Origin of the sequence: Sorangium sp. So ce117 (genome assembly GCF_051524395.1) — a bacterium.
GTDB lineage: Bacteria > Myxococcota_A > Polyangia > Polyangiales > Polyangiaceae > Sorangium > Sorangium cellulosum_B.
Genome location: NZ_CP150309.1, coordinates 5807501 through 5833087, shown reverse-complemented (window position 1 = coordinate 5833087; position 25587 = coordinate 5807501). Strand labels below are relative to the sequence as shown.

General features: G+C 72.3%; 20 protein-coding genes (1 of these 20 running past the window's edge). 5 read left to right on the top strand and 15 right to left on the bottom strand.

Annotation, left to right across the window (positions count from 1 at the left end; all coding sequences use genetic code 11):
• Positions 1–6 precede the first annotated feature (6 nt).
• The gene (locus WMF46_RS21790) at positions 7–993 is read right to left on the bottom strand and encodes a response regulator (RefSeq protein WP_437987333.1); all 987 of its coding nucleotides are present in this window, start codon (positions 991–993) and stop codon (positions 7–9) included.
• A 966-nt stretch (positions 994–1959) separates the two neighbouring features.
• Between WMF46_RS21790 and tkt the strand changes: the two genes are divergently transcribed.
• The 3 genes from tkt (at position 1960) to WMF46_RS21775 (ending at position 6586) form a co-directional block, all read left to right on the top strand.
• The gene (tkt, locus tag WMF46_RS21785) at positions 1960–3948 is read left to right on the top strand and encodes a transketolase (RefSeq protein WP_437987332.1); all 1989 of its coding nucleotides are present in this window, start codon (positions 1960–1962) and stop codon (positions 3946–3948) included.
• A 147-nt stretch (positions 3949–4095) separates the two neighbouring features.
• Positions 4096–5037, top strand: coding sequence for an AEC family transporter (locus tag WMF46_RS21780; protein WP_437554581.1), 942 nt, complete (start codon positions 4096–4098; stop codon positions 5035–5037).
• Positions 5038–5182: 145 nt separating this feature from the next.
• Positions 5183–6586 (top strand): PAS domain-containing protein, encoded by a 1404-nt coding sequence (locus WMF46_RS21775; RefSeq protein WP_437987921.1) that lies wholly within the window; start codon positions 5183–5185, stop codon positions 6584–6586.
• On the opposite strand, the gene WMF46_RS21770 is transcribed toward WMF46_RS21775, so the two are convergent.
• The 6 genes from WMF46_RS21770 to WMF46_RS21745 all read right to left on the bottom strand — a co-directional run bounded on the left by WMF46_RS21770 (position 6537) and on the right by WMF46_RS21745 (position 12237).
• Positions 6537–8093: an Hsp70 family protein gene (locus tag WMF46_RS21770; RefSeq protein ID WP_437987331.1), complete on the bottom strand. Its 1557-nt coding sequence runs from the start codon at positions 8091–8093 to the stop codon at positions 6537–6539. The genes WMF46_RS21775 and WMF46_RS21770 overlap by 50 nt on opposite strands.
• A 62-nt stretch (positions 8094–8155) precedes the next feature.
• A complete protein-coding gene (locus tag WMF46_RS21765; RefSeq protein ID WP_437987330.1) occupies positions 8156–8734 on the bottom strand; it encodes a Uma2 family endonuclease in 579 nt (192 codons plus the stop codon).
• A 147-nt stretch (positions 8735–8881) separates the two neighbouring features.
• On the bottom strand, positions 8882–9721 hold the full coding sequence (locus WMF46_RS21760) for a hypothetical protein (protein WP_437987329.1): 840 nt from the start codon (positions 9719–9721) through the stop codon (positions 8882–8884).
• 228 nt (positions 9722–9949) lie between these two features.
• Positions 9950–11032, bottom strand: coding sequence for an NADH:flavin oxidoreductase/NADH oxidase (locus WMF46_RS21755; protein ID WP_437987328.1), 1083 nt, complete (start codon positions 11030–11032; stop codon positions 9950–9952).
• Between the two features lie 272 nt (positions 11033–11304).
• A complete protein-coding gene (locus WMF46_RS21750) occupies positions 11305–11706 on the bottom strand; it encodes a PEGA domain-containing protein (protein ID WP_437987327.1) in 402 nt (133 codons plus the stop codon).
• A gap of 144 nt (positions 11707–11850) precedes the next feature.
• On the bottom strand, positions 11851–12237 hold the full coding sequence (locus tag WMF46_RS21745) for a VOC family protein (protein ID WP_437987326.1): 387 nt from the start codon (positions 12235–12237) through the stop codon (positions 11851–11853).
• Between the two features lie 283 nt (positions 12238–12520).
• Between WMF46_RS21745 and WMF46_RS21740 the strand changes: the two genes are divergently transcribed.
• Positions 12521–14353: a M2 family metallopeptidase gene (locus WMF46_RS21740; protein ID WP_437987325.1), complete on the top strand. Its 1833-nt coding sequence runs from the start codon at positions 12521–12523 to the stop codon at positions 14351–14353.
• 16 nt (positions 14354–14369) lie between these two features.
• On the opposite strand, the gene WMF46_RS21735 is transcribed toward WMF46_RS21740, so the two are convergent.
• The 6 genes from WMF46_RS21735 to WMF46_RS21710 form a co-directional block, all read right to left on the bottom strand.
• A complete protein-coding gene (locus WMF46_RS21735) occupies positions 14370–15191 on the bottom strand; it encodes a GNAT family N-acetyltransferase (RefSeq protein WP_437987324.1) in 822 nt (273 codons plus the stop codon).
• A gap of 286 nt (positions 15192–15477) precedes the next feature.
• Positions 15478–16044 (bottom strand): hypothetical protein, encoded by a 567-nt coding sequence (locus tag WMF46_RS21730; protein ID WP_437987323.1) that lies wholly within the window; start codon positions 16042–16044, stop codon positions 15478–15480.
• A 305-nt stretch (positions 16045–16349) separates the two neighbouring features.
• Positions 16350–16745, bottom strand: a complete 396-nt coding sequence (locus WMF46_RS21725; protein ID WP_437987322.1) for a hypothetical protein — start codon at positions 16743–16745, stop codon at positions 16350–16352.
• 49 nt (positions 16746–16794) lie between these two features.
• Positions 16795–17370, bottom strand: a complete 576-nt coding sequence (locus WMF46_RS21720) for a hypothetical protein (protein WP_437987321.1) — start codon at positions 17368–17370, stop codon at positions 16795–16797.
• A 159-nt stretch (positions 17371–17529) separates the two neighbouring features.
• On the bottom strand, positions 17530–17883 hold the full coding sequence (locus tag WMF46_RS21715) for a hypothetical protein (protein WP_437987320.1): 354 nt from the start codon (positions 17881–17883) through the stop codon (positions 17530–17532).
• 576 nt (positions 17884–18459) lie between these two features.
• Complete coding sequence (locus WMF46_RS21710; protein WP_437987319.1) at positions 18460–19146, bottom strand: DUF1349 domain-containing protein; 687 nt, start codon at positions 19144–19146, stop codon at positions 18460–18462.
• 94 nt (positions 19147–19240) lie between these two features.
• Between WMF46_RS21710 and WMF46_RS21705 the strand changes: the two genes are divergently transcribed.
• The gene (locus WMF46_RS21705) at positions 19241–19726 is read left to right on the top strand and encodes a hypothetical protein (protein ID WP_437987318.1); all 486 of its coding nucleotides are present in this window, start codon (positions 19241–19243) and stop codon (positions 19724–19726) included.
• 19 nt (positions 19727–19745) lie between these two features.
• Here WMF46_RS21705 and WMF46_RS21700 read toward each other — a convergent pair whose 3' ends face one another.
• Positions 19746–24353 carry a HEAT repeat domain-containing protein gene (locus WMF46_RS21700; RefSeq protein ID WP_437987317.1) on the bottom strand — a complete coding sequence of 1536 codons (4608 nt, stop codon included), beginning with the start codon at positions 24351–24353 and terminating at the stop codon, positions 19746–19748.
• 143 nt (positions 24354–24496) lie between these two features.
• Positions 24497–25587, bottom strand: the 3' portion of a protein-coding gene (locus tag WMF46_RS21695) for a hypothetical protein (protein ID WP_437987316.1). 469 nt of this gene lie beyond the right edge of the window; 1091 of the gene's 1560 nt are visible here — the last part of the coding sequence; its start codon lies beyond the right edge, outside the window — the gene reads right to left on this strand; its stop codon occupies positions 24497–24499.

The window sequence follows — 25587 nt, the reverse complement described above, 5'->3', positions numbered from 1 at the left end:
TCGTGCTCAGAGCTCGCGCCTGGGCTGGCCACGACCGCGCGTGCGCAGCGCATGCTCGACGCCCGACTGCAGGGTGGCCTTCGTCACGAGGCGATCGCGGTGCAGGTCGAGCCCCACGAACGTGTGCGCCACCTCGGCGCGGATTCCGGTCACAACCGTTCGCGTGCCGAGCAGCGAGAGCCCCATCGCCGCTTGCACGAGCATGCGCGCGACAGTCGCGTCTACCGCTTTGACGCCGGTGATGTCGATGATGAGATGGTCCGCACCGCGCTCGCTCGCCCCGCGCAGCGCTGTCTCGACCGCTTGCCTGGCGCGCTCGACGTCCACCGTGCCGACGAGGGGCATCACGAGGATGCCATCGATGATCGGAATCAGCGGAGCGGAGAGCTCGAGGAGCCGCTCCCGCTGGGCCGCGATGACCTGCTCCTGCAGCGCCGCTCTGGCCGCCTCGGCGCGCTCGCTCTGCGCGAGTTGCTGCGAGAGCTGCGTGTTCGCGTCACGCAGCATCTGCACGGCCTCCGCCAGCGCCTCCTCCGCCCTGGCGCGCTCCCGGATCTCCTCCGAGAGCCTCGCATTCCGCTCCTCGAGAGCCCGCGTTGCGCGCCGGAGCGAGATCTGGGTGTGCACCCGCGCCAGGAGCTCGGTCTTCTCGAACGGCTTGGTCACGTAGTCGACGGCCCCCAGGCGAAAGCCCTGGATCCGGAACTTCGCTTCAGCGAGCGCTGTCATGAAGATGACGGGGATGCTCTGCGTCGCCGGATCGGCCTTGATTCGCCGGCACGCCTCGAACCCGCTGAGACCGGGCATCAACGCGTCGAGCAAGATGAGATCGGGCTGGGCTCGGCTGGCCAGCTCGATCGCCTCCTCACCGTCGCACGCGACGGCGACCTCCAATCCATCCGACATGAGCGCGCTCGACAGGACGTTCAGGTTGTCTGCGCTGTCGTCCACGATGAGGATGAGCCCAGAGGGCGGAGTTTCTCTCTCTTGCATAGGTTTCTGCAGGTCTCAGTACACCCCAACCAGCCTTCCGCTCCCGGTCGGCATGTCCAGCGGGACGGCGAGCGAGCGGACGCATGCACTGTGAGCTGTGTGGCCCTGCCACAGCGAAGGATCCCCCCGGACTCCCTCGTCTCGTACCACGGGACGGGCGGAATTAGCACGTGTTTTGTGGGCGGAAGAGGAGGGGGGCCCCACCTCGATCCAGGCGCGCCATGTCGGCTCTCCGGCGAAGCCCAGGCCGGTATGGCCGTGCGCCGAGCGGTCGTTGAGCCTCCGCCGCTTCCGTGGACACCGCTGGAGGTATCAGCAGGCAGGGATTGGGACGGAGAACGAGGAGGGGGACACGCCCGGGTTCACGGCGCAGGCGGCATGGCTGGTGAAGGCGCTCCTGACCACGACTTCCACGTCGAGAAGCGAGACCCTGCTGGCGCCGTGCTCTGGCGAAAGCTCCTCTACCGGCCGTCCGAACCGGACGACTCGGAGGATGGCGGAGAGGCAAAGGATGTCGCCGTCCACCCAGAGGACAATGCCGTGGTCGTGGGCCGCAGCCTGGGAAATACGGATCTCGGCGGTGGGCCAATCCCCGCCGGAACGAGCTTTGTGGTGAAGGTGAACCCGGCGTGGGGGCGAAGGCCGCCTTGGCGCCATCGCGTCCGCCTGCACCTCAGGGCGGCGGCGAACGGCGGCATGTCGGCCCGGCGCCCGTCTCCCGGCGAGTGCCGCGCCAGCAGCTGCCGGGGCTCCGCGAGCGCAGCGGGCCGCGCGGCGGGCGTCCGCCATGGTGCAACCAATGGGCGGACCGGCCCGATCTCCGCCCCGCGGCCCCGGCGCATCCCACGAAACCCTGGACAGTCAAGCGGGCACCGAGGCGCGCTCGCAGCGGTCCAGGCGTCGGTGGCGGGTGAGGGGCCTCGCGAAGGGGCGCGCTTCGCGACGAAGTAGGTTAGAGTGCGCGCCATGCCTGATTTCGCCAAGCTCGCCGCCGCGGCCTCGATCGCCCGCGGCCTCGCCATGGATGCCGTCCACGCCTGCTCATCCGGTCACCTCGGCCTACCGCTAGGGGCCGCCGAGATCGGTGCAGCGCTCTACGGCGACATCCTCCGCCACGATCCGAGCGAACCGCATTGGTTGAACCGCGATCGCTTCGTCCTGTCCGCCGGTCACGGCAGCATGTTCCTCTACGCCTGGCTGCACCTCTCGGGCTATCCGGTGTCCCTCGACGACGTCCGCCGCTTCCGGCAGTGGGAGTCGAAGACGCCCGGCCACCCGGAGTACCATTATACCGAGGGCGTCGAGGCGACGACGGGCCCGCTCGGCCAGGGCGTGGGCAACGCGGTCGGGCACGCGGTGGCCGCCAAGATGCTCGCCGCGCGTTACAACACGCCGGAGCACACGATCTTCGATCTCAATGTCTACTGCCTCGCCGGCGACGGCTGCCTCCAGGAGGGCGTGGCCGCCGAGGCGGCCTCCTTCGCGGGGCACTTCAAGCTCGACAACCTGATCCTCATCTACGATGCCAACGACGTCACCCTCGACGCGATGGCCATCAAGACCCAGAGCGAGGACACGGCCAAGCGCTTCGAGGCCTACGGCTTCGAGGTGCTCCACATCGAGCAGGGCAACGATCTGGAGGCCGTCCACCGGGTGCTCGGCCAGGCGCGCGCGTCGAAGAGCGGAAAGCCGAAGTTCGTCGTCGCCCACACCGTCATCGGCAAGGGGATCCCGGAGGTCGCCGGCACGCAGAAGGCGCACGGCGAGGGCGGCGCCAAGTTCGTGGATCAGGCCCGCAAGAACCTGGGGCTGCCCGCGGAGCACTTCTACGTCAGCGAGGAGGTGAAGCAGTTCTTCGCGACGCGCAAGGAAGAGCTCGCCAAGGTGCGCGGGGCGTGGGAGGCGACCTTCCAGGCCTGGCGCGCGAAGAACCCGGAGCTCGCCCGCCAGCTCGACGACGGCCTCGCGAAGAAGCTCCCGGCGGACCTCGACGCGCGCGTCCCCGCCTTCGCCGCCGGCACCAAGGTCGCCACGCGCAAGGCCGGCGAGACCGTGCTGCAGGCGGTCGCCGAGGCGGTGCCCGCGCTCATCGGGTCGAGCGCCGACCTCTACGGCTCGACGTTCAACTACATCGCGTCGAGCACCGACTTCGATCCGGAGCACCCCGGCGGCCGGAACATCCGCGCCGGCATCCGCGAGCACGGCATGGGCGCGATCATGAACGGCATCGCGTACCACGGCGGCCTGCGGCCGAGCGGCGCGACGTTCCTCGTGTTCGCGGACTACCTGCGGCCGAGCGTCCGCCTGGCCGCGCTGTCGCACCTGCCGGTCATCTACATCTTCACGCACGACTCGGTGGGCGTGGGCGAGGACGGGCCGACGCACCAGCCCGTCGAGACCGTCGCCGGGCTGCGCGTCATCGTCAATCTGGACGTCATCCGGCCGGCGGACGCCGAGGAGACGGCCGGCGCCTGGATCTCGGCGCTGGAGCGCAACGATGGCCCGACGGTCCTCGCGCTCACGCGCCAGGCCGTCCCGCTGCTTCCGGGCGACGCCGCCGCCAAGCGCGAGGGCGTCCGGCGCGGCGCCTACGTCCTGGTCAAGGAGACGGCGGCGCTCGAGACCATCCTGATCGCGACGGGCAGCGAGGTGCAGCACGCGGTCGAGGCCGCGAAGCGGATCGGGCCCGGCGTCCGCGTCGTCTCGATGCCGTGTGTGGAGCGGTTCGCGCGCCAGGATCACGCCTACCGCGAGGCCGTGCTGCCCGCCGCGTGCATGCGGCGCGTGTCCATCGAGGCGGGCGTCACCTTCGGCTGGCACCGGTGGGTCGGGACCCAGGGGATCGCCCTCGGGATCGACCGCTTCGGCACGAGCGCCCCTGGCGACATCGTGATGGACCGGCTGGGCATGAATGCCCAGGCGGTGGTGCAGGCCGTGCAGGACCTCGTGCCCTGACCACCTGAAGAAGCGCGGGGGCGCCGGGAAGCAACTTTCCTCGGCGCTCCTGGCGCGGTCTCGACCTCCCGCCCCGCTGCCGGCCGGCCGGCCGCATGACCAGCGAGAGCGCTGGACGCCGCCCGCCGTCGAGCTAAAAGCGGGCCCGTGCCGTCGGGCGACCTGATCTCGCAGCTGCTGGCCCTCTTTGCGGTGCTCGGGGTCGGCGTGCTGCTGCGCGCGCTGGGCCGCGCCGGTCAGGCGGACGCCGCCGTGTTGCACCGGCTGGTCATCGACGTCACCACGCCCGCGCTGATCGTCAGCGTGCTCCGCCGCTCGGGCATCGGTCACGGCGCGTGGGGCGCGGTCGCCGCGTCGACGGTCGCGCTCTTCGCGTGCGCCCTCGCGGGGGTCGCCGTGGCGCGGGCGCTCGGGCTCCCGCGCGCCGCGCAGGGCGCCGCCGGCCTCGTCGGCAGCTTCTCCAACACCGGCTTCCTCGGCGTGCCCGTCGTGCTGGCCCTCTACGGCGACGCGGGCGGCGCGGCGGGGACGGCGATCCTCGTCGACAGCATCGTCACGGCGTTCCTCCTGTGGACCTTCGGCGTCGCGCTCGCCGCGCGCATGGGCGGGGGCGGCGGCGGCGGGGATGGGCGGGGCCTGCTCGCGGTGCTCCTGCACCCGAACGTGCTGTCGATCGCCGTCGGGCTCACGCTCCACGCGGCGCCGATCCCGCTGCCGGTGTGGTTGGAGCAGGCGCTCGGCGCGCTCGGGAGCGCGACCCCGACGCTTGTGTTCCTCGCGCTGGGCCTCAGCCTCGACCTCGGTTCGCTCCGCGGCCGCGTGCGCCCGCTCGCGGCCGTCGCCGCCGTGAAGTTGCTCCTGTCGCCCGCGGTCGCGCTGGGCGCCGCGGTCGCGCTCGGCCTGAAGCGGCCCTCCTCCGAGGTGGCGGTGCTTCAGTCCGCCATGCCGACGTCCATGGTGTCCGTGATCGTCGCCGCGCGGTACGGCTGCGACGGCCAGTTCGCCGCGGCCACCGCGGTCGTGACCACGCTCGGCGCGCTGGCGACCCTGCCGATCCTGGTCGAGGCGCTGCGCCGGATCGTCCCGTAGCGTGCCCTCCGCTCCCCCGCTCATGAACGCGACCCAACGCGGCCTGACGCGGCCTGGCGCGACCCAGAGCGCAGGTCCCGCGCAGGTGTGAGCGCCACAACGCGCCCAATCGCTGAAAGCCGAGCTCCGCAAATCGGCATTGGCAATGCTGGACGGAATATGTAAGTGTCCAGCGTGTAATAATGAATGGATACGACCTGAGCGCGATGGCCACTCGCGAGCTGAAAGGGCAGACCCGATGAGCCTGGGGGGCATGGACATCGAGGGACTGCAGGCTGAGCTGGAGCGGCTCCGCTGCGAGGTCAAGGCGCTGGAGCAGCGCGTCCAGGCCGCGGAGGCGCAGGCGGCGCTGTACCAGGGCGTCTTCGAGCACCTGCCGGTCCCGTCGGCGCTCTACGGCGCCGACGGCGTACTCGTGGACATCAACCGACGGAACCGCGAGATACTGGCCGTGCCGTCGAAGGAGGCCATGGTCGGCAAGCACAATATGTACGAGGACCCTGTCGCCGTGGCGGGCGGATACACTGCCCACTTCGATCAGGTGATCCGGAGCGGCGGAGGCGTGATCATGGCGCCGACCGCGTACAACACGGCCGACGCCGGCCTCGATCGCACCGAGGACCGCACCGTCTGGACCGAGACCAGGATGTCGGCGGCCGACGTGGGCGGCGCGCGCTACGTGATCGGGATCAACCTCGACGTGACCGACAGGATGCGCGCCCAACAGGCGTACCAGGACAGCGCGGCATTTGTCACCGCAATCGTAGAGCACGCGCCCAGCGCCGTCTACGTCAAGGATCTGAACGGCCGCTATGCGCTCGTCAACAGGCACTTCGAGCGGCTCATGGGCCTCTCCCGGGACGCGGTGCTCGGGCGCGCCGATCGCGATGTCATGCCCTCGGAGCTCACCGAGGCTTTTGCGCAGTCGGAGCGGCAGGTCATCGCGACGGAGGCGCCGCTCGTCAAGGAGGAGCAGCTCCTGATCGAGGGCCGCGTCCATTCCTTCGTGACCACGAGGTTCCCGCTGCTGGATTCACGAGGCAGGCTGCACGCGGTGTGCGGCATCTCCGTGGAGGTCACCGAAAGCCGAGCGGCCGAGGCCGAGGCTCAGCGGCTTCAGGACGAGATCATCCACCTGCAGGAGGCCAGGCTGCGCGCCCTCTCCACGCCGTTGCTGCCGATCGCGCGCGGCGTGGTGGTGATGCCGCTCATCGGCAACATCGATGCGCCGCGGGCTCAGCAGGTGCTCGAGATCCTGCTGGAAGGCATCGTCGCCCACCAGGCCTCGATGGTGATCCTCGACGTTACGGGCGTGCCGACCATCGACACCCAGGTCGCGAGCGCGCTGGTGCGGACGGCGCGCGCGGTGAACCTGCTCGGCGCGCAGGTGCTCTTGACGGGGATCCAGCCCGCCATCGCGCGGACGCTCGTCGAGCTCGGGGTGGATCTGGGCGGGCTCCTGGTGCGGTCCACGCTCGATTCGGGCATCGCGTATGCCCTCACGCCCCGACCTGGTAGACGCGCCGGTACCCTGCCTCCACGTCCGTGATCGTCACCTCGACGATCCCGTGCGAGGTGATCGCGTACTGCTCCTCGATCAGCGGCCCCTCGTTGCCCATGCGCTCGACGGTCACCCCGCCGAGCTCGGCGGCGCGGTCGCGGAGCCGCCGGTCGAAGGGGAACACGACCTCGTTGAACGCCGTGATGTCGCCGTGGGGCACGCCGAGCCGGTCGAGCGCGGCGCACTCGACGAACCGGTAGCGGCCGACGTTGTGCGCCGCCCGGTACACGCGCCGCGAGACCACCGGCGCCTCGTGGCTCGACGGGATGCGCGCCTCCCGGTCGAAGATCGGATCGAAGACCACCTCGTCCCCGCCGCTGCCCTCCCGGAACACCCCGAAGTGGCGCGAGAGCCGGTCGGAGAGCTCGAAGCCCGCGTCCTCGTCGACGGCGATGGCCAGACCGATCGCGATGGCCGCCGAGGGGTAGGGGGAGCGATGGACGCGGCGCCCGAAGCGCTCGCGCAGCGTCCGCGCGACGATGGGCAGCGAGCTCGCGCCGCCGACGACGTAGATCCCCGCGATGTCGGCGAGCGCCTCGCCCGCGCCGGCGTCGAGGCGCGCGATCACCGGCTGCATCGCCGCGATGGTCGACTCCACGAGGGGCACGCACCGGTCGTAGTAGTCGGCGGTCGCGATCGTCACCTCGCGGGCGGGCGAGAGCTCGCCCAGGCAGGCCTCCAGGTCGATCACGATGCGCCGGGAGTTCGGGTTGAGCCGCTCCTTCGCCTCGCGGCACTGGTCCGCGAGCGCCGCGAGCGCGCGCGCCGGCAGGCCCTCGCGCTCGATCTTCTCGATCTTGCCGGCGTCGAGCGCCATCGAGGCCAGCGCGGCGTCGAAGTCGTCGCCGCCGAGGTGGTTCAGGCCCGCGGTCGTCACGGCGTCGTGGCTGCGCCCGGTCATGTGGACAAGCGACGCGTCGAACGTCCCGCCGCCGAGGTCGTAGACGACGATGTGCTCGCGCTTCGACGTGATGGTGCTGCGGTGGCGGTGCGTGTACTCGAAGCCGGCGGCCGACGGCTCGTTCAGGAGCGCGATGACCTCGAAGCCGGCGCGGCGGAAGGCGTCGAGCGTCACGAACCGCTGCGACCCGTGCGCGTTGGCCGGGGTCGCCACGACCGAGATGAGGCGCCCGTCGTCGTCCTTCTTGGGCCGGTTCGAGCGGTTCAGCACGGCGTCGCGGAGCGACCGCAGGAACAGGGTCAGGAGATCGAGCACCCGGAGCTTCGTCCCGCCGATCTCGACCTCGACGTCGGGCGACGCGCGCGGGCCGGAGAGCACCCGCTTGAACGACCGGAGCACGGTCCACTCGGGGTCCGAGGCGACCGCGAGGGCGTCGAAGCCGAACCGGAGCTCCCCCCGCCGCTCGGCGGCCACGGAGGGGTAGAAATCCACGGTGTCCCCCGCCGCGTCCTGGAAGCTGACGACAGGGTAGTTCCCGCGATCGCAGCACGCGACCACGGTCCGCGTGGTTCCGAAATCGATCCCGAGGCGCAAGGTAGGGTCTCCTCCGGCCCCATGCTGCCACATCCGGCCGCTCGCGGTGAAACTCTGCGAGGTCAGTCGGCTTCCAGCTCGAAGGCACCGTCGTAGATGGCATCGACCGAGATCTCGGCGCCGTTCGCCAGGGCGATCGTATCGCCTCGCTCGAGCACGCGATACCGCCAGGAGCCGTCCCCCTCCCGTCGATAGTGCTCGATACGCACGTGCCATGGTGAGACGAGCAGGTAGTCCGTCAGGCAGGGGAGGCGCTGGTAGCCCTCCCACTTCTCGCCGCGATCGAAGGCCTCGGTGCTGCGCGAGAGCACCTCCACGATGGCCGTGGGGTTCGAGAGGACGTCACCGGCGCCTGGCTCGGTCTGCACGCCGCCGCACACGACGACCGCGTCCGCGTAAACGTAGCGCTCTCCCTGTTTGGCCGAGATCCGTTGATCGGACGAGAGCACGTGGCACCCCCTGCCGCGCACGGCCGCGCGGAGCTCTGCGCCCGCGGCGGTCGACAGGAAGTTGTGCCGCGGGCTGCCGCCGGCCATCGCGAAGACCTCACCGAGGTGGTACTCGTGCTTCGCGGGCTGCTCGCGCTCCCACGCCAGGTACTCGGCGGCGCTCATGCGTCGGCTGGCGGCGGCATCGCCCATGGCACGCACCTTAGCGCGGCGACCGATGGCTGGCGACAGGCGAGGGGACGGCTGGCGCACCGCCGCCACGTCGGCGCGGCGAGCCGGCGATCGCGGTGCCGCCGCGGGCAGCGCGTGCGGGCGCAGGTCCTGGGATCCCAGGGAAGCTCAGCTCATCGGCTCGCCTTCCTCCGCGTCGGCCCAGAGCACCTCGCGCTCGTACACCCATCCGCTCGCGGACAGCTCCAGGCGGACCAGCGCGAGCTCCGCTTCATGGCCACCGACGCAACCGTCGAGCGCGTGATGCCGATCCACGACAGCTGCCAGCCGCCGCGGGTCGTTGCTCCACCGTGCGGCAGGTGCTCCACGCTGCAGCTCATCGCGGACGTGCCCTGGTGTGCGGCCGCCGAGGCGTTCCTCGATGAGCTGCTCGGCTTCTCCGCCGAAGAGCACGCGTGGGAGCGTGAACTCGTGGCTGCCGAGCCCCTGAAACACGGCGAGGAGGTCCAGCACACCGAACGCGCCTGCCAGGAACTCGAGGCGCGCGGCGTCGGCGGCCCTCCACAGATCCCGGTGTACGAGCGTCGCGAGATCGATGTCGCCTGGCTGCGGCGGCGCCTCTCCGCGCACGCGTTGGACGAGCGCCGCCCACCCGTCCTCGCCAGGGGCGGCGTCGAGCGCGCAGCCGCGCAGGTGCTCGAGGCGCATCCGCTCCACTGGCCCTGTGTGCTCGGCCCTCTCACGCGCCCGCTCCTCGAGGGCGCCTGGGGGCACGACGCCTTCCGGCACGGCCCACGCGAGGGCCCGCCGCGCGGGAACGTAGACATACCGGCGCTCTCCTCGCTCGAAGAGGATGAGGTTGCGGCGCTGGTACTGCCAGAACCACTGGCTCACCCCGAGGACGGACCACGAATCGAAGAGCCCTGGAGGGTCGATGCGCACCGTATCGAGCTCGCTCGTCTTCCAGTGGCGCTCCTGGGACCCGAGCATCAACGCGGTCAGCGGCATGTCGGAGGTGATGATCTCGTCGGCAGCGTCGTGGAGCGCGCCCTCACGTCGGGGCTCCCCGTGAGGGGCCGGCGTCCTGTAGCAGGAATGGCTGACCCGCGAGGGGGCAGGTCTCGATGGCTCGACCGCGCGCCCTCGCAGCGCTTCCCACAACCATCGACGGACGCTCCATCGATCCCCCATCGGTCGAAGATAGCTGCGGACGAGGGGACGGCCAGCGCCCCCTGTTCAGCGCTTGAGCCAGTGCCCGTAGGGCGGCGGGAGGACGCGGCTCGGCTGCTCCACTCCCAGCTTCTTGGCCGCGTGATAGGCCCAGTGCGGGTCGTCCAGGAGGGCGTGCGCCAGCACGATGAGGTCCGCCTGGCCCTCCTTCAAGGCTGCTTCGGCCTGCTCGGGCTCGTTGATGAACCACCCGGCGGCGACCGGCAGCTCCGCTTCCTTCCGGATGCGCCCGGCGTGCGGGAGCAAGAAGCCAGGGCCCCAGGGGATCTTCGAGAGATCGGACACGGCGAACCCGTGGCTCGCGTCGAGGAGATCGAGGCCGGAGGCCTTGAGCCGCCTCGTCAGCTCGACTGACTCTTCGACCGTGACGCCGCCGTCCACCCAGTCCGTGATCGAGAGGCGGATCGTCAGCGGCAATCGCTCCGGCCAGACGTTTCGCACGGCCTCGAACGTCTCGACCAGGAAGCGGATCCGGTTGTCGAACGACCCCCCGTATTCGTCGGTGCGCGCATTGGCGAGCGGCGAGTAGAAGCTGTGCGCCAGATAGCCGTGCGCGAAGTGCAGCTCGAGCCACTGATAGCCCGCCTCGCGTGCCCGCCGCGCGGCGGCGACGAAATCGCCCTTCACGCGCTCGATGTCGGCCTTCGACATCTCCCTCGGCACCTTGGGGAGGTTCGCTCCGAACGCCTTCGCCGAGGGCGCCAGCGTCTCCCAGGCGCCCTCGTCCTGCGTGAGGTGGTCGTCGCCCTCCCAGGGCCGGTTGGCGCTCGCCTTCCTCCCCGCGTGCGCGAGCTGGATCCCCGCGACCGCGCCCTGCTCCTTGACGAACGCGACGATCCGCTGGAGAGGCTCGATCTGCCCGTCCTCCCACAGGCCGGCGTCTCCGGGGCTGATGCGGCCTTCCGGGGACACCGCCGTCGCCTCGGCGATCGCCAGGCCGACTCCGCCCCTCGCCATCGAGCCCAGATGAACAAGGTGCCAGTCGGTGGCATACCCGTTCCTGGAGGAGTACTGGCACATGGGAGAGACGACCACGCGGTTGCGCAGCGTGACGTCCTTCAAGCGGAAGGGCTCAAATAACCTGGTCATGGAGACCTCCTCGTCAAGTCGGCGCAGCTTTGCACGCCCGAGCGTGCGCGCGCAAGCCGAGGCGCCCTCTGGTCGGACAGCGCGCTCCTCGACGCTGCCGCGCGTAGCCGTCGAGAAAAGGTGCGGTGGAAGATCGCGCCTCGAGAGGTCACCCGAGGCGAGCGACAGCGTCGTTCGATGCGCGATGCGGCGTCACGCGAGCCAGGGACCGGCGAGCGAGATCGATGGGTCGTGGTCATCGCTCTCCTCCGCTCCTCGCGGGACGCCTGACGCTACTTCTTCTTCTCGCCCTGCTTGTCGCCCGTCGCGCCGCCGCTCGCTTCCACCAGGGAAGGTGGCGGGTCCGACTGGACCGTCTTCGCGTCGCCGGGCTCGAGCGTCACCATCATGGTCCGGTTGCCGCGCTCCGGGTCCACGAACGTCACCTCGTGCGAGCCGGGCGCGACCTTGCGACCCGAGATCGGCGTCGTCCCGATGGGCTTGCCGTCCAGCAGGATCTCGGTCGGCTGCGCGGCGACCACGTCGAGCATCGGCGCGTCGTCGAGCGGAGGCTCGGGCTCCGGCTCGGGTTCGGCCGCGATCGGCGCGGGTTGTGGGGGCTCCGGCGGCGGCTTCGGGGCGCCGCCGCAGCCGGCGATGGCGAGGGTGACGAGGAAGGTGGACGTGCGAAGCATGGACCCAAAGCTAGACAGGAAACGCGCGGGAGGAAATGGTGAGGTTGACCTTCCCGCGCAACGCTCCGCCACGGCGCGCTCGCTGCGGCCCAGGCAGGGCGCGCAGGCCCACCGGGGGGGATCCCCGCCGAGACGGTCGCTCCGTCACCCGCCGCCGCTGCCGTAAGGACGGGTGATGATCTCGAGGAAGTGCCCGTCGGGATCGGGGAAGTACACGCCGCGCCCGCCGTCATGGTGGTTGATCTCCCCGGGGTGCTGCGCCCAGGGATCGGCCCAGTACGGGATCTGGCGCTCGCGGATTCGACCGAAGATCTCGTCGAACTCGGCCTCGCTGACCAGGAAGGCGAGGTGCTGGGAGCGGATCTCGCCAGGGGTGTCGATGAAGTCGAGCGTGACGTCGTTGTCGAGCCGCACCGTCAAGAAGTGCCCGAACGGCACAGGCGCCGCGAGGCCCAGGATCTCGGTCAAAAAGGTAGCGGACGTCGTCTTGTCCCGCGCCGGGACGATGGTGTGATTGAGCTGGACGGCCATGCTCGCCTCCTCCCTTCCGTGGGCGGTTGCCCATCTCCGGCGGATCTTGAGCGATCTCGCGACGAGGGGCCACCTCCAGGCTGGCGCGATGACCTGGATCGAGCGGACTTTGCCGCCTCTCGGCCATCGCCGCCGCGCGCCCGAGAGGATTGCTGGAGCCGGCGAGCGGCCTTAGGAGCCCCACCAGGATCGCGGCGCCGAAGCGCACCCCGCGCCCTCTGCGCGTCCGGGGTGGAGGGACGGTCTTACGCCGGAGCTGTCCGCGATCGAGGAGCGGCGAGAAATGGTGCGCATTCCGATGTTCGTCGTCGCGTTGCCCTGCAGCATGCTCGCGCTCACGGCGGCCTGCTCCGATCCCGCCCCGCCCACGCCGCCGCAGCCCGTCACCGACCCGGCGGCGGAGGAGGCCGCGCGGTTCATCGATGCGGCCGAGGCGGAGCTGCACGAGCTCAGCACCCACAACAACCGCGCGGCGTGGGTGGCGGCGACGTACATCACCGTCGACACCGAGATCCTCGCGGCCGCGGCGAGCGCGAAGCTGCTCGGGGTGCAGGCCGATTACGCGAAGCGGGCCGCCCGCTTCCTCGACCTCGATCTGCCCTATGACGTCCGCCGCCGGCTCGAGCTCCTGCGAACGTCCCTCACGCTCTACGCACCCGCCGATCCCGCGAAAACGAAGGAGGTCGCGACCATCGCGTCGAGGCTGGAGGCCATGTACGGAGCGGGCAAGTACTGCCCCGCGAGCGGCGAGTGCCTCAATCTCGAGGACCTGAGCAGGACCCTCGCGAAGAGCCGCGACCCCGAGGAGCTGAAGCGGGCGTGGGTCGGCTGGCACACGGTCTCTGTCCCCATGCGCGGCGACTTCACGCGGCTCGTCCAGCTGGCGAACGAGGGCGCGCGCGAGCTCGGATTCAAGGACACAGGCGACGCGTGGCGCTCGAAATTCGAGATGCGGCCCGGCGTGCTGTCGCGGGAGGTCGATCGCCTCTGGGGGCAGGTCAAGCCGCTCTACGACGCGCTCCACTGCTACGCGCGGGGCCGGCTCGCCGCGAAGTACGGCGAGGACGTCGTGCCCGGCAAGGGCCCGATCCGGGCGGATCTGCTCGGCAACATGTGGGCGCAGGACTGGAGCAACATCTACGATCTCATGGCGCCCGAGGGCGCCGCGCCGATCTACGATCTCGACGCCGCGCTGCAGGCGAAGGGGTACACGCCGATCGAGATGGTGAAGACGGGCGAGCGCTTCTTCGTCTCGCTCGGGTTCGAGCCGCTCCCGGCGACCTTCTGGGAGCGATCGCTCTTCGTCAAGCCGGCGGATCGCGACGTCGTCTGCCACGCGAGCGCGTGGAACATCGACGACGAGGAGGATCTGCGCATCAAGATGTGCATCGAGATCACGGCCGGCGACTTCCAGACGATCCACCACGAGCTCGGCCACAGCTTCTACCAGCGGGCGTACAACCACCTGCCGCTCCTGTACCGCGACAGCCCCAACCCCGCGTTTCACGAGGCCATCGGCGACACGATCGGGCTCTCGGTCAGTCCGGAGTACCTCCAGCGGATCGGGCTCGTGGACCAGCTGCCCCCCGCCTCCAGCGACCTCTCGCTCCTCCTCCGCGAGGCCCTCGGCAAGATCGCCTTCCTGCCGTTCGCCGTCTCGGTCGACCGGTGGCGATGGGGGGTGTTCTCGGGGGACATCCAGCCAGCGGGATACAACAAGGCCTATTGGGAGATCCGGAGGAGGTACCAGGGTGTCGTGCCGCCGGTGCCTCGCTCCGAGTCGGATTTCGATCCTGGCGCGAAGTACCATGTGGCGGCGAGCGTCCCGTATATCCGGTACTTCTTCGCCCATATCCTCCAGTTCCAGTTCCACCGCGCGCTCTGCGACGCAGCGGGGTACAAGGGGCCGCTCAACCGCTGCACGATCTACGGCAGCGAGAAGGCCGGCGAGCGCCTCCGGCGGATGCTGGAGATGGGGCGGAGCCGCCCGTGGCCGGAGGCGCTCGAGGTGGTGACGGGATCGCGGCGGATGGATGCGGCGGCGATGCTCGACTACTTCGGGCCGCTCAAGGACTGGCTCGACCAGCAGAACCGCGGCAAGACGTGCGGATGGTAGGCGGGGGCGCGCGGGATCAGGCCTGCGGCGGCGGCAGGTAGTCCGGCGGCGGCGTGTAGAAGGCGAAGCGCGTGACCGCGTGGTAGCCCATCGCGTCGTACACGGGCCGCCCCAGGTCCGTCGCGTGGAGGACGGTCTTCTGGGCGCCGGTGGCGCTCAGCGCGTCGTCGAGACAGCAGCGCATCACCGCCTCGGCGTAGCCTTTGCGCCGGTGCTCGGCCGCGGTGGCGACGAAGCCCACGTACCGGATCCCCGCCACCATGAACGTCGCCGCGCAGCACACCGGCTGGTCGCCCACGTAGCCGACCCGCCCGAACGCCCGGTCGTCCCACAACGCCTCGTGGGCCAGGGCGGCGCGCCCGGTGGGGAGCGGGAGGCCGTAGGCGATGGAGTTGAGATCGGCGACGGCCGCGCGCGTCTCGGCGTCGCCCACGCGCCTGAGCTCCAGGCTGGCGATCTCCCGCCGCGGGGTGGGGAGCGCGCCGGCCACCATGCCCATGATCGACACCGCAGGTTGGAAGCCGAGCCCGGCCAGGAGCTCGGCTGTCGCTTCCGCGTCGCCGCCTGGCGCCCAGCTGTCGGACAGCGCGAAGAACCAGGGAACGCCGCCGGTCCGGGCGAGCTCGGCGCCGATGCGCGCGCGGCGCTCCAGATCCGTGAGGTTGCCGGCCGGCGAGGAGAGCGTGGCGATGTTGAGCAGGGCCATGCCCGTGCCCGAGAGGATGACGGAGACACCGTCCGTGTGCTCGATCCGGTGACCGGGGAGGCAGCGGCAGAAGTGGATCCAGGCGGCCAGGAACTGCGCGTTGCACTCTGCGATCTCGGTCGGGTCGGACATGGGCGACCTCCTCTGGACCGAGATATACCGGGCCAGGCGCCCGGCGATCGAGCTTTCGCCGTCGAGCGTGGAGGCCCCGCGGCGCTGCCGTGGCTGTCGGCTCGGCAGCAGCAGGGCGCTCTGGCCGGGCAGGATGACGCGATCGACACGGATGGATCAGGGCGCCGGATGTGACGAGATCAACGCGACGGCGCCAATCCCGAAGGACGCGGACCGGAGAGCGGAGGTGCGCCGACGGGCGCGAGCGGGCCGAGGTCGGCGCCGCTCCTCCCCGCCTCGGACGGCCTCACGGCTCGACCGACCCCAGCGTGTGGCATGCATTGCACGAGAAGTCGCCATTGCCGGTTGTGGGGTCGAACTGGACGCGCTGGAGCAGGCTGGCCATCTCGGGCACGACCTTCTCGAACATGAAGGTGCTCCACTCCGCGCGCTCGGGGTGCTCCGGGTCTTGCACGTACTCGAGGAACCCCTCCTCGGTGCCGGGTAGCACGGCGATCTCCGGGCTCGGCATGGCGTAGGCGCGCGTGGCCCCGTCGGCGCCGTGGCACGTCGCGCAGTCCATGGTCTCGAACGCTGGGTCGTACGCCACGAACACCTCCTTCATCCGCGGCAGGACGTCGCTGTTCATGTACGCGACGCGCTGCTCGAAGTTCATGTCCTTCCACGCGGTCGGCTCCGGATCGCTGGAGTCCTCCGCGCCGCCGCACGCGGCGACGAACAGGCACGCTGCCATCGAGACGCGCCTCACGACCGCGCTCCTCGTCCGGCGATCGGAAGGCGGCGCGTGATCCGGCTGCTCCCGCGTGGTCTTCGCGTCGTTGGTGGCCGGTTCCGCGGTGATCATGGATCGCATGTCGTGTCTCCTCCTGGGTCGAGCTGGTTCGAAGCGGGTGGTCCGGACAGCACTGACCGGATGCGCCCTGGTTCTACCGTCACGACGAACGGGCGGGCCCGAGATCGACACGCTCAGCGATGTTTTTTTGCTGCCGCCATCTGTCGACAACTGCTTGAAACTGCTGGGTCATGAGCGCGCCATTTCGGCGAGCCTCCACGTCGACTGACGTCCACTGGCGCCGGCTGATCTCGACTGATGCGGACCGGGGCAGGGGCAGGGATGCTTTCTTGGGTCCTCTCACGAGGGCGACGCCGCGCCGAGCGTCACCGGCACGGCCGTGGGCTTGCGGAAGAACAGGCTGGGCGCGTAGCTCGGCCGCGCCGCAGCGGCGAGGCGCGGCCCGGGGAACGCCGCAGCTCGTACACGCCCTGCTTGAGCTCGGCGATCACCTCCGGTGGCAAATCCGGCGGCAGGTCGAGGATGTGCGCGGAAGAGAACGCGACCGGCTCGCGGAGCACCTGCGTGAGCTCGGCGTGACCCGTGACGAGGTAGGCGGAGAACGCCTCGCTGTAAGAGACCGGCGCCTCCCGGTGGGCCGCCTGATAGAACGCGCGCGCGGGGTCGTCTGCATAACCCGGCGAGAAGGGCTGGAACAGCGCGCCGACCCGGCGCGCGCTCTCGCCGGCCGGCGGCCCCTGAGGGGTGTTCTCTTCAAGCATCGGAATCGAGCGTACCGGGTCCGGCGAGCGAGGGGAACAACCCGGGAGATCAGTAGAACGCCCACCCGAGGAGGGCGCTCGCGCGAAGCGCGTCGGGGCCTGCGAGCCACGCGTCGCCGCGGAGGATGAGCGTCGCGTTGCCCGACGCGTCGGAGCAGCACGGGCCGAGGTGCAGCCCGATCTCCGGCGAGAGCGAGGGGCGCACCACGGGCCAGAGCTCCACCGTCGTGCCCAGGCCTGCCAGGAAGCCGAACGCCCCGCCGCTCGGGTGGTAGACGCCGCGGTAGCCGGCGCGCGCGCGAAACGTCACATCGGCCTGTTCGCCAGCGGTCGCGCCGCGCTGCTCGCCGAACGCGAGGCCGGGCGCGAGCACCACGCGGTGGTTCGTGAGCACCGCCGTCTTCGGCTCGGAGCCGTCCTGAACCACGGGGATCTGAAACGACCACGCGGCGAGGAAGCGACCGCCGCCCTTCGAGCCGAGCGCCAGATCGCCGCCGAGCTCGGACGGGAGGAGCGAGAGCCCGACGCCCACGGCGATCGCGCGCTCGAGGCCGTCCAGCGGCACCGAATCCGCGCGGGCGGCGCGCTGCGCGCAGGCGCAGACGAGGACCGCCGCGATGGTCATGCTCGCGGCGCGGCATGCGGAGGGGCGAGCGTGCACCACGCGAGTATATCGCGGCGTCGAGGGGGCCACTACCACCCTCGGCGCCGCCTCGATCTCGATCAGGCGGTCACGCTCGGCCGGGTCGTCCTGCCGCGTGCGGCCGGCCTGATGGGATGGGATCTAGAGGTCCCGGATGAAATCACATCCGATGCTCCTCCCGAGGGCGTGGCAGTGGATCGCGGTCGCCGGCGCCAGGTCCGTGCGATTGACGTTGGGAGTTCGGAAACAGGTGGACTGGTCATTGCCGACGATCAGGTACGCCCACCGCCTCCCCGTCGGAGTGGCGCCCGACATCGTGCAATCGAGCGCGGTTCCCACGGCGAAGCCGGTTACGATGGCTTCCTCGGACTCGCCGGTCGCTTCGCTGTCGACCGACGGATCCATGGAACCCACGCACGCAGAGCCGGTGACGCCGACGAGCCCTGTCACGAGCGCCATGCCGAACCAGTTCTGAAGATTGCGACGATTGCTCATACTTCCCCTCTTTCTACGACCTACGACGGAGACCCGGTGGTCACCATGAGCCGTTCGCGAGCCTCGTCTGATTCACGAGCAAGAGCTATGCTCGGGGCGTCTGTCACCCGACGCTACAGCGTCACTGGCGTCTCTTCAGATATCGAAACATCTCCGCTCGCGGGGCGAAATCGCGCGACAGGGAGACGGAGAACGTCACGAGAGACAGGGAAACGGCCGACATCGAAGATCGATACGATCGCCAGGGACACGGAGCCTGGCGACAGGACATGGAGAACGCCGCCAGGGACACGAAATCGAGCGACTTGGATGTGGAGATCCTGGCCAGGGACGACGGCCAGGGGCGATCGCGACCTGCGGTGTTGTCGCCAGAGACACGGAGACCGCCGTCAGGGCCGAGGTATGGCGGGCCAGGGACGACGTACGGCGTACCAGGGACAAGACGCGGCGTGTCAGGGATACCCGGGAGCGCCTTCGCCTGTCCCTGGCGCCGCCGTCACGCCGGATCCTACGCGCTCACGGGCGCCGCGGGAGAGCGCGCAGGACGAGGCCGCGCGCCGTCGCGCGGCCCGCGCTTCACAGCACGTGCGGGAGCGGCAAGGCGAGCCCGGTGAGCGGCGGTATCTGACCGGCGCGCGCCAGCGCGTCGCCGTACACGGCGTCTCCGCTGCGGAGGTCGCCGAGCCGGCGCGGCGCGAAGCGGATGTCGTCGAAGACCGCGGTGCAGCCGTCGCCTGCCGGCGACTGGGCCGAGAAGCCGACGGCGAGCTCCGCCGTGCTGCCCAGCGAGAAGCTGCGGACCAGGTGCCATGTCGTCCCGTCGGTGGAGGCGTGGAACGCGCACACCCGCCCGAGCCGCGAGACGCGCAGCCAGACGTGATCCGCGTCGACCTCGAAGGATCGGCGGTCGTCCGACAGGCCGCGGGTCACCACGGAGACGACCGTCGGGGCGCCCTCCGGCGAGAGCTCGAAGCAGAGCTTCGCCCACGAGCGCTCGTGCGCCCAGAGGAGCAGCACGCCGGCGTCGCGCACCGCCGAGAAGCCCACCGTCACCCGCGCGCTGGCGAGGAAGTCGCCGTGCGGCGTCCCGAGCAAGCGCGGCGCGTTCAGCGCGCCCCGGATGCGCTCCGGATCGAGGAACAGGTCGGTCTCGCCGCCTGCTGTGACGGTCAGGCTCGACGCTTTCCCGGCGCTCCAGCTCCTGGGCGGTACCTCCCAGCGGAGCGGTGTGGGCCACGGCGTTAGGTGCACAGGTTCGCTCACCTCGTCTCCCTCCCCTGCATCGTGTCGATGGTACCGGAGTGTGCTCCTGCGTTGTCGTGGAATCGTTTCGGTGTGTATGGAGGATCTCGCTTCTATGCGAATTACCGTCCTTCTGATCTCCTGCTGCTCGGTTGGAATCTTGGCAGGGTGCTTCACCTCGCGGAAGGGACCGCCGGAGTTCCTGCTCGGCGCGAGGGCGGTGCAGACATCACCTGCCGGTGGCGATGGTGACCGGGACGAGAACGCCGGCTCCGGGGTTACAGGCACCGGCTATGTGGACGCCGCGGCCGCCCTCGTCGGTGCGGCCGGGTCGACCGTCGCAAACCGCGTGTTGTACGACACTTGCTACGCGGCGTGTCCAACCGGGACGGCGTGCGACGCAGCCACGGGGATGTGTGTGCGGCAGCCGTGCGGGGGGAAATGCCCGGCCGACTACCGCTGCAAGGTCGTCGAGGGGAAGGAGGCCTGCGTCCTCGGCGAGCCCGACCGCGGCGTTGTGTCGCCGCCCGCCGCGCCCGGGGCAGGGGAGCTCGGGCCGGGAGCGGCGCCCGGGGATGCGCCGGGGCCGCGGGTCAACTGAGGAGCGGCGCCCCGCGCGATCACCGCCCCTCGATCCGCCTCATCACCTCTGCATAGACCTCGCGCCGGTCCGGCCGAGCGCGGCCCAGCGCGTCCTTGAGCGCGGGGATCGCCGGCGCGCCCACGTGCCCGAGCCCCTCCGCGGCCGCGCGGCGGACGACCGCGTGCGGGTGCAGGAGCAGGCCCACGATCGCGGGGAGCGCCGGCGGCCACGGCGCAAAGCAGAGGATCCGGATCGCCGAGCGGACCACGTCCGGCAGCGGATCCGAGAGGAGCGCGCACGTCGCGCGCAGGTAGGCGGCGCGATCGACCGCGTCGCGGAGCAGCCGGTGCGCGTGGAGCCGCACCCGGGGGCGCCGATCGCCGAGCAGCTCCACGAGCAGCGCCGCGAGCTCCCCGTCGGGCGCCCCGGCCAGCGCCGAGAGCGCCCGGCGCGCCTGCTCCGCGTCCCCTGCGCGCGCGAGCCGCACGAGCTCCTGCCGCGCCGGACCTCGGTCGCTCGCCTCGGGCGCCTGTGGCTCCGGGCGCGCGCGCAGGGCCTCGAGCGCCCGCGCGTCCTCGGCCGCGCGTCCCCCTCCAGGTGGCCGGAGCGGGCCGTCGTCGAGCGAGAGCCGCCCGGCCAGATCGGCGCGCCCCTCGGCGCGGAGGCGCTCCACCACGGCCTCGAGCTCCGGCGTCTGGAGCAGCCGCTCGCCCGCGACCAGATCGAGGTAGCCCCACGCCCCCTGCCGGAGGCGATCGACCAGTCGAGCCGCCCGCGCGTCGGGCGCGACGCGGCGGATCGCCTGCGCCGCCGCCGCGCGCGTCGCCGGCGCGCCCGACTCCCACCACGAGAGCAGCTGCGGGAACAGGCGCTCCGCTTCCGGCGGCGTCAACAGGGCCGCGAGGCGCGCTGCGCGCTCCCGGCGCGCCTCGTCGGCCGGGTCGCCCCGGAGCTCTTCCTCGGAAAGATCGAGCAGCGAGGGCGCCAGAGAGGGCAGCCCCGGGCGGTCGACGCCGTCCACGTCACCGCGCAGGTAGGCCCGCAGCACGGCGGCGCGGGCGTCGGGCTCCGGCCACGACGAGAGGAGCGCGACGGCGGCCCTGCTCCGGAGCTCGGGCGCGGGCGCGGCCAGCATCGACAGCAGGCGCTCGCGGAGCGCGGCCGAGCGCGGCTGGTCGAGATCGGACGGCCGGGGCACCCGCGTGTCGCCGCTCGGCGCGGCCGTCTGCTCGGCGAGGGTCCAGGGCGGCGCGCCGATCGGCTGGAGCGACTCCATCCAGTCGAGCAGCGCCGGCCGCGCCGGCTCGGCCGCGGCCGGGAACACCTCGATCAGCGCGGCGAGCTGCGCGCGCGAGCCGAGGCCGCCGCGCGGCCGCTCCCGGAGCGCCGCGAGCGCCGCCGGCTCCAGCGCGGCGGCCCGGAGCGCCGCCCGCCACGCGGCCGCGCCCTCGGGATCCTCGCCATAGCCCGCCTCGGCTGTCGCCCCGAACGCCTCGCGCAGGATCGCCGGCTCGGCCGTCCACGGATCGGCGGCGGCGCGCGCCATCGCGAGCGCCTGATCGACGTCGGCGCGCCCGAGGAACGCCCCGCACCGCCGCAGCAGCGTGAGCGGCGATCGGCGCGCCCCCGGCGCCGGTGCGAGCCCGCGCACGCGCGCCGCGACGCCGAGCGCCTCGGCGCGCCCGAGCTCGGGCGCCGCCTCCTCGAGCAGCGGGAGGAGCCCGTCGCGCAGATCGGCCGACGCCGCGGCGAGCCCGTCGAGCAGCACCGCGGCGTGCCGGGCGTACAGGCGCGCCTCGACGGGCGACCACGGGGCGGTGGACGCGCGGACGATCAGCCGGAGCGCCGCGTCGCGCAGCGCCGGCTCGTCCGCTGCCAGGCGGAGCCACTCCGGCGCGAGCTTCCGCAGGGCGGCGAGCCACCGGTGCGTCAGCGCCGCCTGCCGCTCGAGCAGGCGCCGCGCCGTCGCGTCGTCCCAGCCGTCGCGGGCGAGCGCGGCAGCGAGCGCGTCCGCGGCGCCTGGGGGAGGCGCGGCGCCCGGCAGCCCTCGCTCGCGGGCGGGGAGGCCGCGCGCCTCGATCTTCACGGCGAGCTCGTCGGCGGTCCCGGAGGCGAGGGCGATCTCGCCATCGAGCACCCGCTCGAGCAGCCGCGCCGCCGCGGCCGATCCCTGGCGGAGCCCGCTCCGGATCGCCTGGGCCGACAGCTTGCCGCTCAGGGCGTCGAGCAGCCGGTCGCGGGCGCGCTCGTCCTCCGCGGCCCCCGCGGCGGCGAGGATCGTCGCCTCGCAGGCCGGCCCGACGATCGCCCGCAGCGCGGCCCCGAGCGCAGCCCGCAGCCCCGGGTTGTCGTGGCGGCCGAGCCAGAAGACGAGCTTCGGCACGGCCTCGGGCCCGCCCGCCCGCGCCAGGGCCTCGGCCGCCGTCTTCTTGATGCTCATGTTCGGGTGATCGAGGCACGCGGCGATGGCGGGGCAGGCCCAGCGCGCCTCCATGCCCCCGAGCGCGCGCAGCGCCTGCCTCGCCGTCTGCACGTCGCCCGCGCCCGTGAGGAGCGTCAGGCTGGCGGAGAGCGCCTCGGCGCCGTCCTCGGCGAGCAGCGCGATCACGCGCTTGCGCACGCGGGGATCGCGGTGACGGAGCAAGCGCGGGACGCGCGAGCGCGCGGCCTGACCGCGCGCCGAGCGCAGCAGGTCGACCAGGAGCGCGCGCTCGCCCGCGGGCACGCCGGGTCGGTCGAGGAGATCGAGGGCGAGGCTCGCGAGCAGCGCGTCGCCGGCCGCGCTCTCGCTGGCGGCGTCGAGGAGGCAGACAGGCCGGATCTTCCGGCGCTGGTGGAGCCGCCGCCCGAGGCCGCGGATCGCCTCCGCGACATCGTCCGGGATCGCCGGCTCCGCGGGCCGCGCGGGGCCCCGGTCGAGGTCGCGATCGAGCGGCTCGGCCGGCCCGCCCGGGGCCCACGCCGCGGCGTGATCCGCCGCGATCCGGAGCAGCAGATCGGCGATCGCCGGCAGGGCGCTCGCGTCGCCCGCGCGCGCGAGCGCCCTGAGCGCGTCCGCTGGCGTGCAGCGCTTCACCGCGCGCTGGAGCACCGCGAGCTCCGCCGCCTCGGCCCCGGCGAGGTCGGCGGCGATCTCGGCCGGCAGGTCCCGGGGGTTCAGGCGGTCGACGAGCGCGCGCCGGTCCGCCGGATCCTCCGTCAGGTGCCAGAGCAGCGCCGCGGCGCGGTGGCGCTCGCCTCGGAGGTGCGGGGCGATGGCCGCGCCTGCGCCGCCCTGGCCGAGCGCGGCCCGGAGCGCCTCCGCCGTGCGTGGGCCGCCGATCGCGGCGAGCGCCTCCAGGGCCGCGGCGGGCGCGCGCGGCAGGGCGGCGAGCACGTCGTCCTCCGCGGCCGCGTGGCGCAGGGCGCCCAGCGCGCGCAGCAGGGGCGCGGGCGAGGGCGCGTCGCGGAGCTTCTCGGCGAGCGCGTCGCCGAGCGGGAGATCCGCCGCGCCCTGCCGCGCCATGGCGACGATGATCTCGGCGCGGCGCGGCCAGCTCGCGTCGCCGCCCGGCGCCGCGGCGAGCGTCGACAGGAGCGCGCGCCGGCAGGTGAAGGCGATCGCCGCGACGTCCTCCGCGGCGATCGTGGGATCGGCGAGGGCGAGATCGAGCAGGGCCGCCGCGTGCTCCGGGGCGGGGAAGTGCCCGCGCCGGTGCAGCGCGCGCAGGCAGGCGATCGCGCTCGGGCCGAGCAGCAGCGGATCGCCCGCCGCGACGCTCAGGATGGCGCCGACGTCCTCGCGGGTCGCGTGCTCGCCGAGGAGCGTGAGCGCCCGCTGCCGGAGCCGCGGCGGCGCGTCCTCGCGGGAGACGAACGCGCGGAGCGCGGCGCCCTCGCCGTGGCGCGCCGCCGTCTCCAGCGCGGCGGCGGCCACCTCGGGGGCGCCGCCGAGGAGCTGCTCCAGGCGCGCGCCCGGGAGCGGCGCGCCGGCGAGGACGGCCCAGGGCGCGGCGAGCTCGCGCAGCGCGCCTGCGACGATCGCGGGCGCCGCCGCGTCGAGCAGCGCGGCGAGCACCGCGCGCGCCTGATCGGGCGCGAGCAGCGCCGCGTGCAGGCATCGCCGGGTGAGGTCGAGCGCCGCGGCCGCGAGGACCGGATCGCGGCGCGCCGCGAGCTCGGGGAGGAGCGCCTCGGGCGCGGGGATCTCGGCCGGATCGAGCGCGTGGAGCGCCTGGTAGAGGAGCTCGCCGGCGGGCTCGTCGCGGACGGCCTCCGGCCGCGTGAGGATCTCGGTCCTGAGCCACGCGACGCGGACGGCGGCGGGGAGCGAGGCCTCGCGCCACGCCGGGAGGCGCTGATCCGGGAGGGAGGGCCAGAGCTCGCGGTAGAGCCCGGCGAGGAGCAGCGCGATCTCCGGCGTCCTGTCCAGCGTGCGCGGGAGCAGCGCCGCGAGCTCTCGCCGCCCTGCGCTGCCCTCGCGCCGGGCGGCCTGGGCCATCCGCGTGAGCCCGAGGTACCGCACGCGCTCGTCCTCGTGCTTGGCGAGCTGGCGGAGCATCTCCTTGCTGCAGCGCGCTTCATCGAGGTGCTCGACGTGCTCGGCGAGCCACCGCACGTCCGCGCGGCGGAGCGCCGCGGCGAACGTATCGTCCAGGTGCACCATGGCGGCGCCATCGTAGACCGGCGCGCGGCGGCGCGGCGCCGGCAAAGCGATGGCCAGCGCCTGCTCACCGAGGCCGTCGGCGCGCGCTCACCGCGATGCCCTGCGCCTGGTCACCGAGGCCGTCGGCGCGCGGTCACTCCGGGTCACTCCGACGGCCTGCTCCCCGTCACGGCAGCGCGCGACAGATTCAGCAGCGCCTTCGCGCGCGAGTACGCGATGTACGGGTTGTCCGTGGAGCCGCCAAGATCGTCGGCGTCTTCCCCTGGGCCCTGCGCCCTCACCGGGAGCCAGAGGTAGTCGGGGTGCATCGACTTGCCGTTGATGCCGTTGACCAAGGCGGGGTTCCTGATCCACTCGCCGCCGATCACCGACAGCCGATCGTCGAGCTCGAGCACGTAGTGGAGCTCCACGTTCATGACCGGGATGTTGCGCTGCGCGGGCGGCAGGAGGAGCTGCTCGGCGCTCACCTCGTCCGAGACCATCCCGTAGCGCCCGCTGACGCGGACGAAGCGCCTCGCGTACGGGTTGAACCGGTAATTGTAGCAATCCGCCCCCTGGAACCCGCCGTTACAGACGAGCCGCGCTGCCTCCTGCGCGCTCACCTCCGCCATCGCGTCGATGCTGAACGACGTGACCGGGTAGCTCCACACCTCGCGGTGCCAGGTGTAGTCGACGACGAACGCGCGCCGCGCCCGAGCGGTCGACGTCGAGCTGATGGAGCTTGCGCCCAGCCCGAGGAGGCCGGTCATGGCGATGTGCATCGTCCCGGGGTTCAGGTCGCGGCACGCCGGATCGACGGGCCTTCCGTACTGATCGCGCTGGACGAGGTCCTCTCGCGCCTCGCAGCGCCGCCCGGACACCGTGGCCGAGTCGCTGTGGTACAGCTCGGTCATGAGCGCCTCGATATCGGCGGTGCGGAACAGGATGCACCCCGTCTCCACCGAAGCGCACGTGGTCACCTTGCCGCCCGAGAGCTTCACGCGGATGTCGCGCTGCGGCGGCCCGCCGTCCTCGGCGACGACGTAGGCCGCCCAGCCGTTGCAGTGTCCCCACCAGTACTCCGGGGTCACCCCTTGATAAAGGCCGTGGTTCTTCAGCTCCCAGTACGTCGTCGGCCCCGCGACGCGCGTCGCCCGGGGAGCGCGCAGCCCGTCAGCCCGGCCCACCCCCAAGGTGATTGCGCCCGCGGGCGCATGGAGGGACCGGCCCTGTCCCGCGTAGAACAGGAGATCGT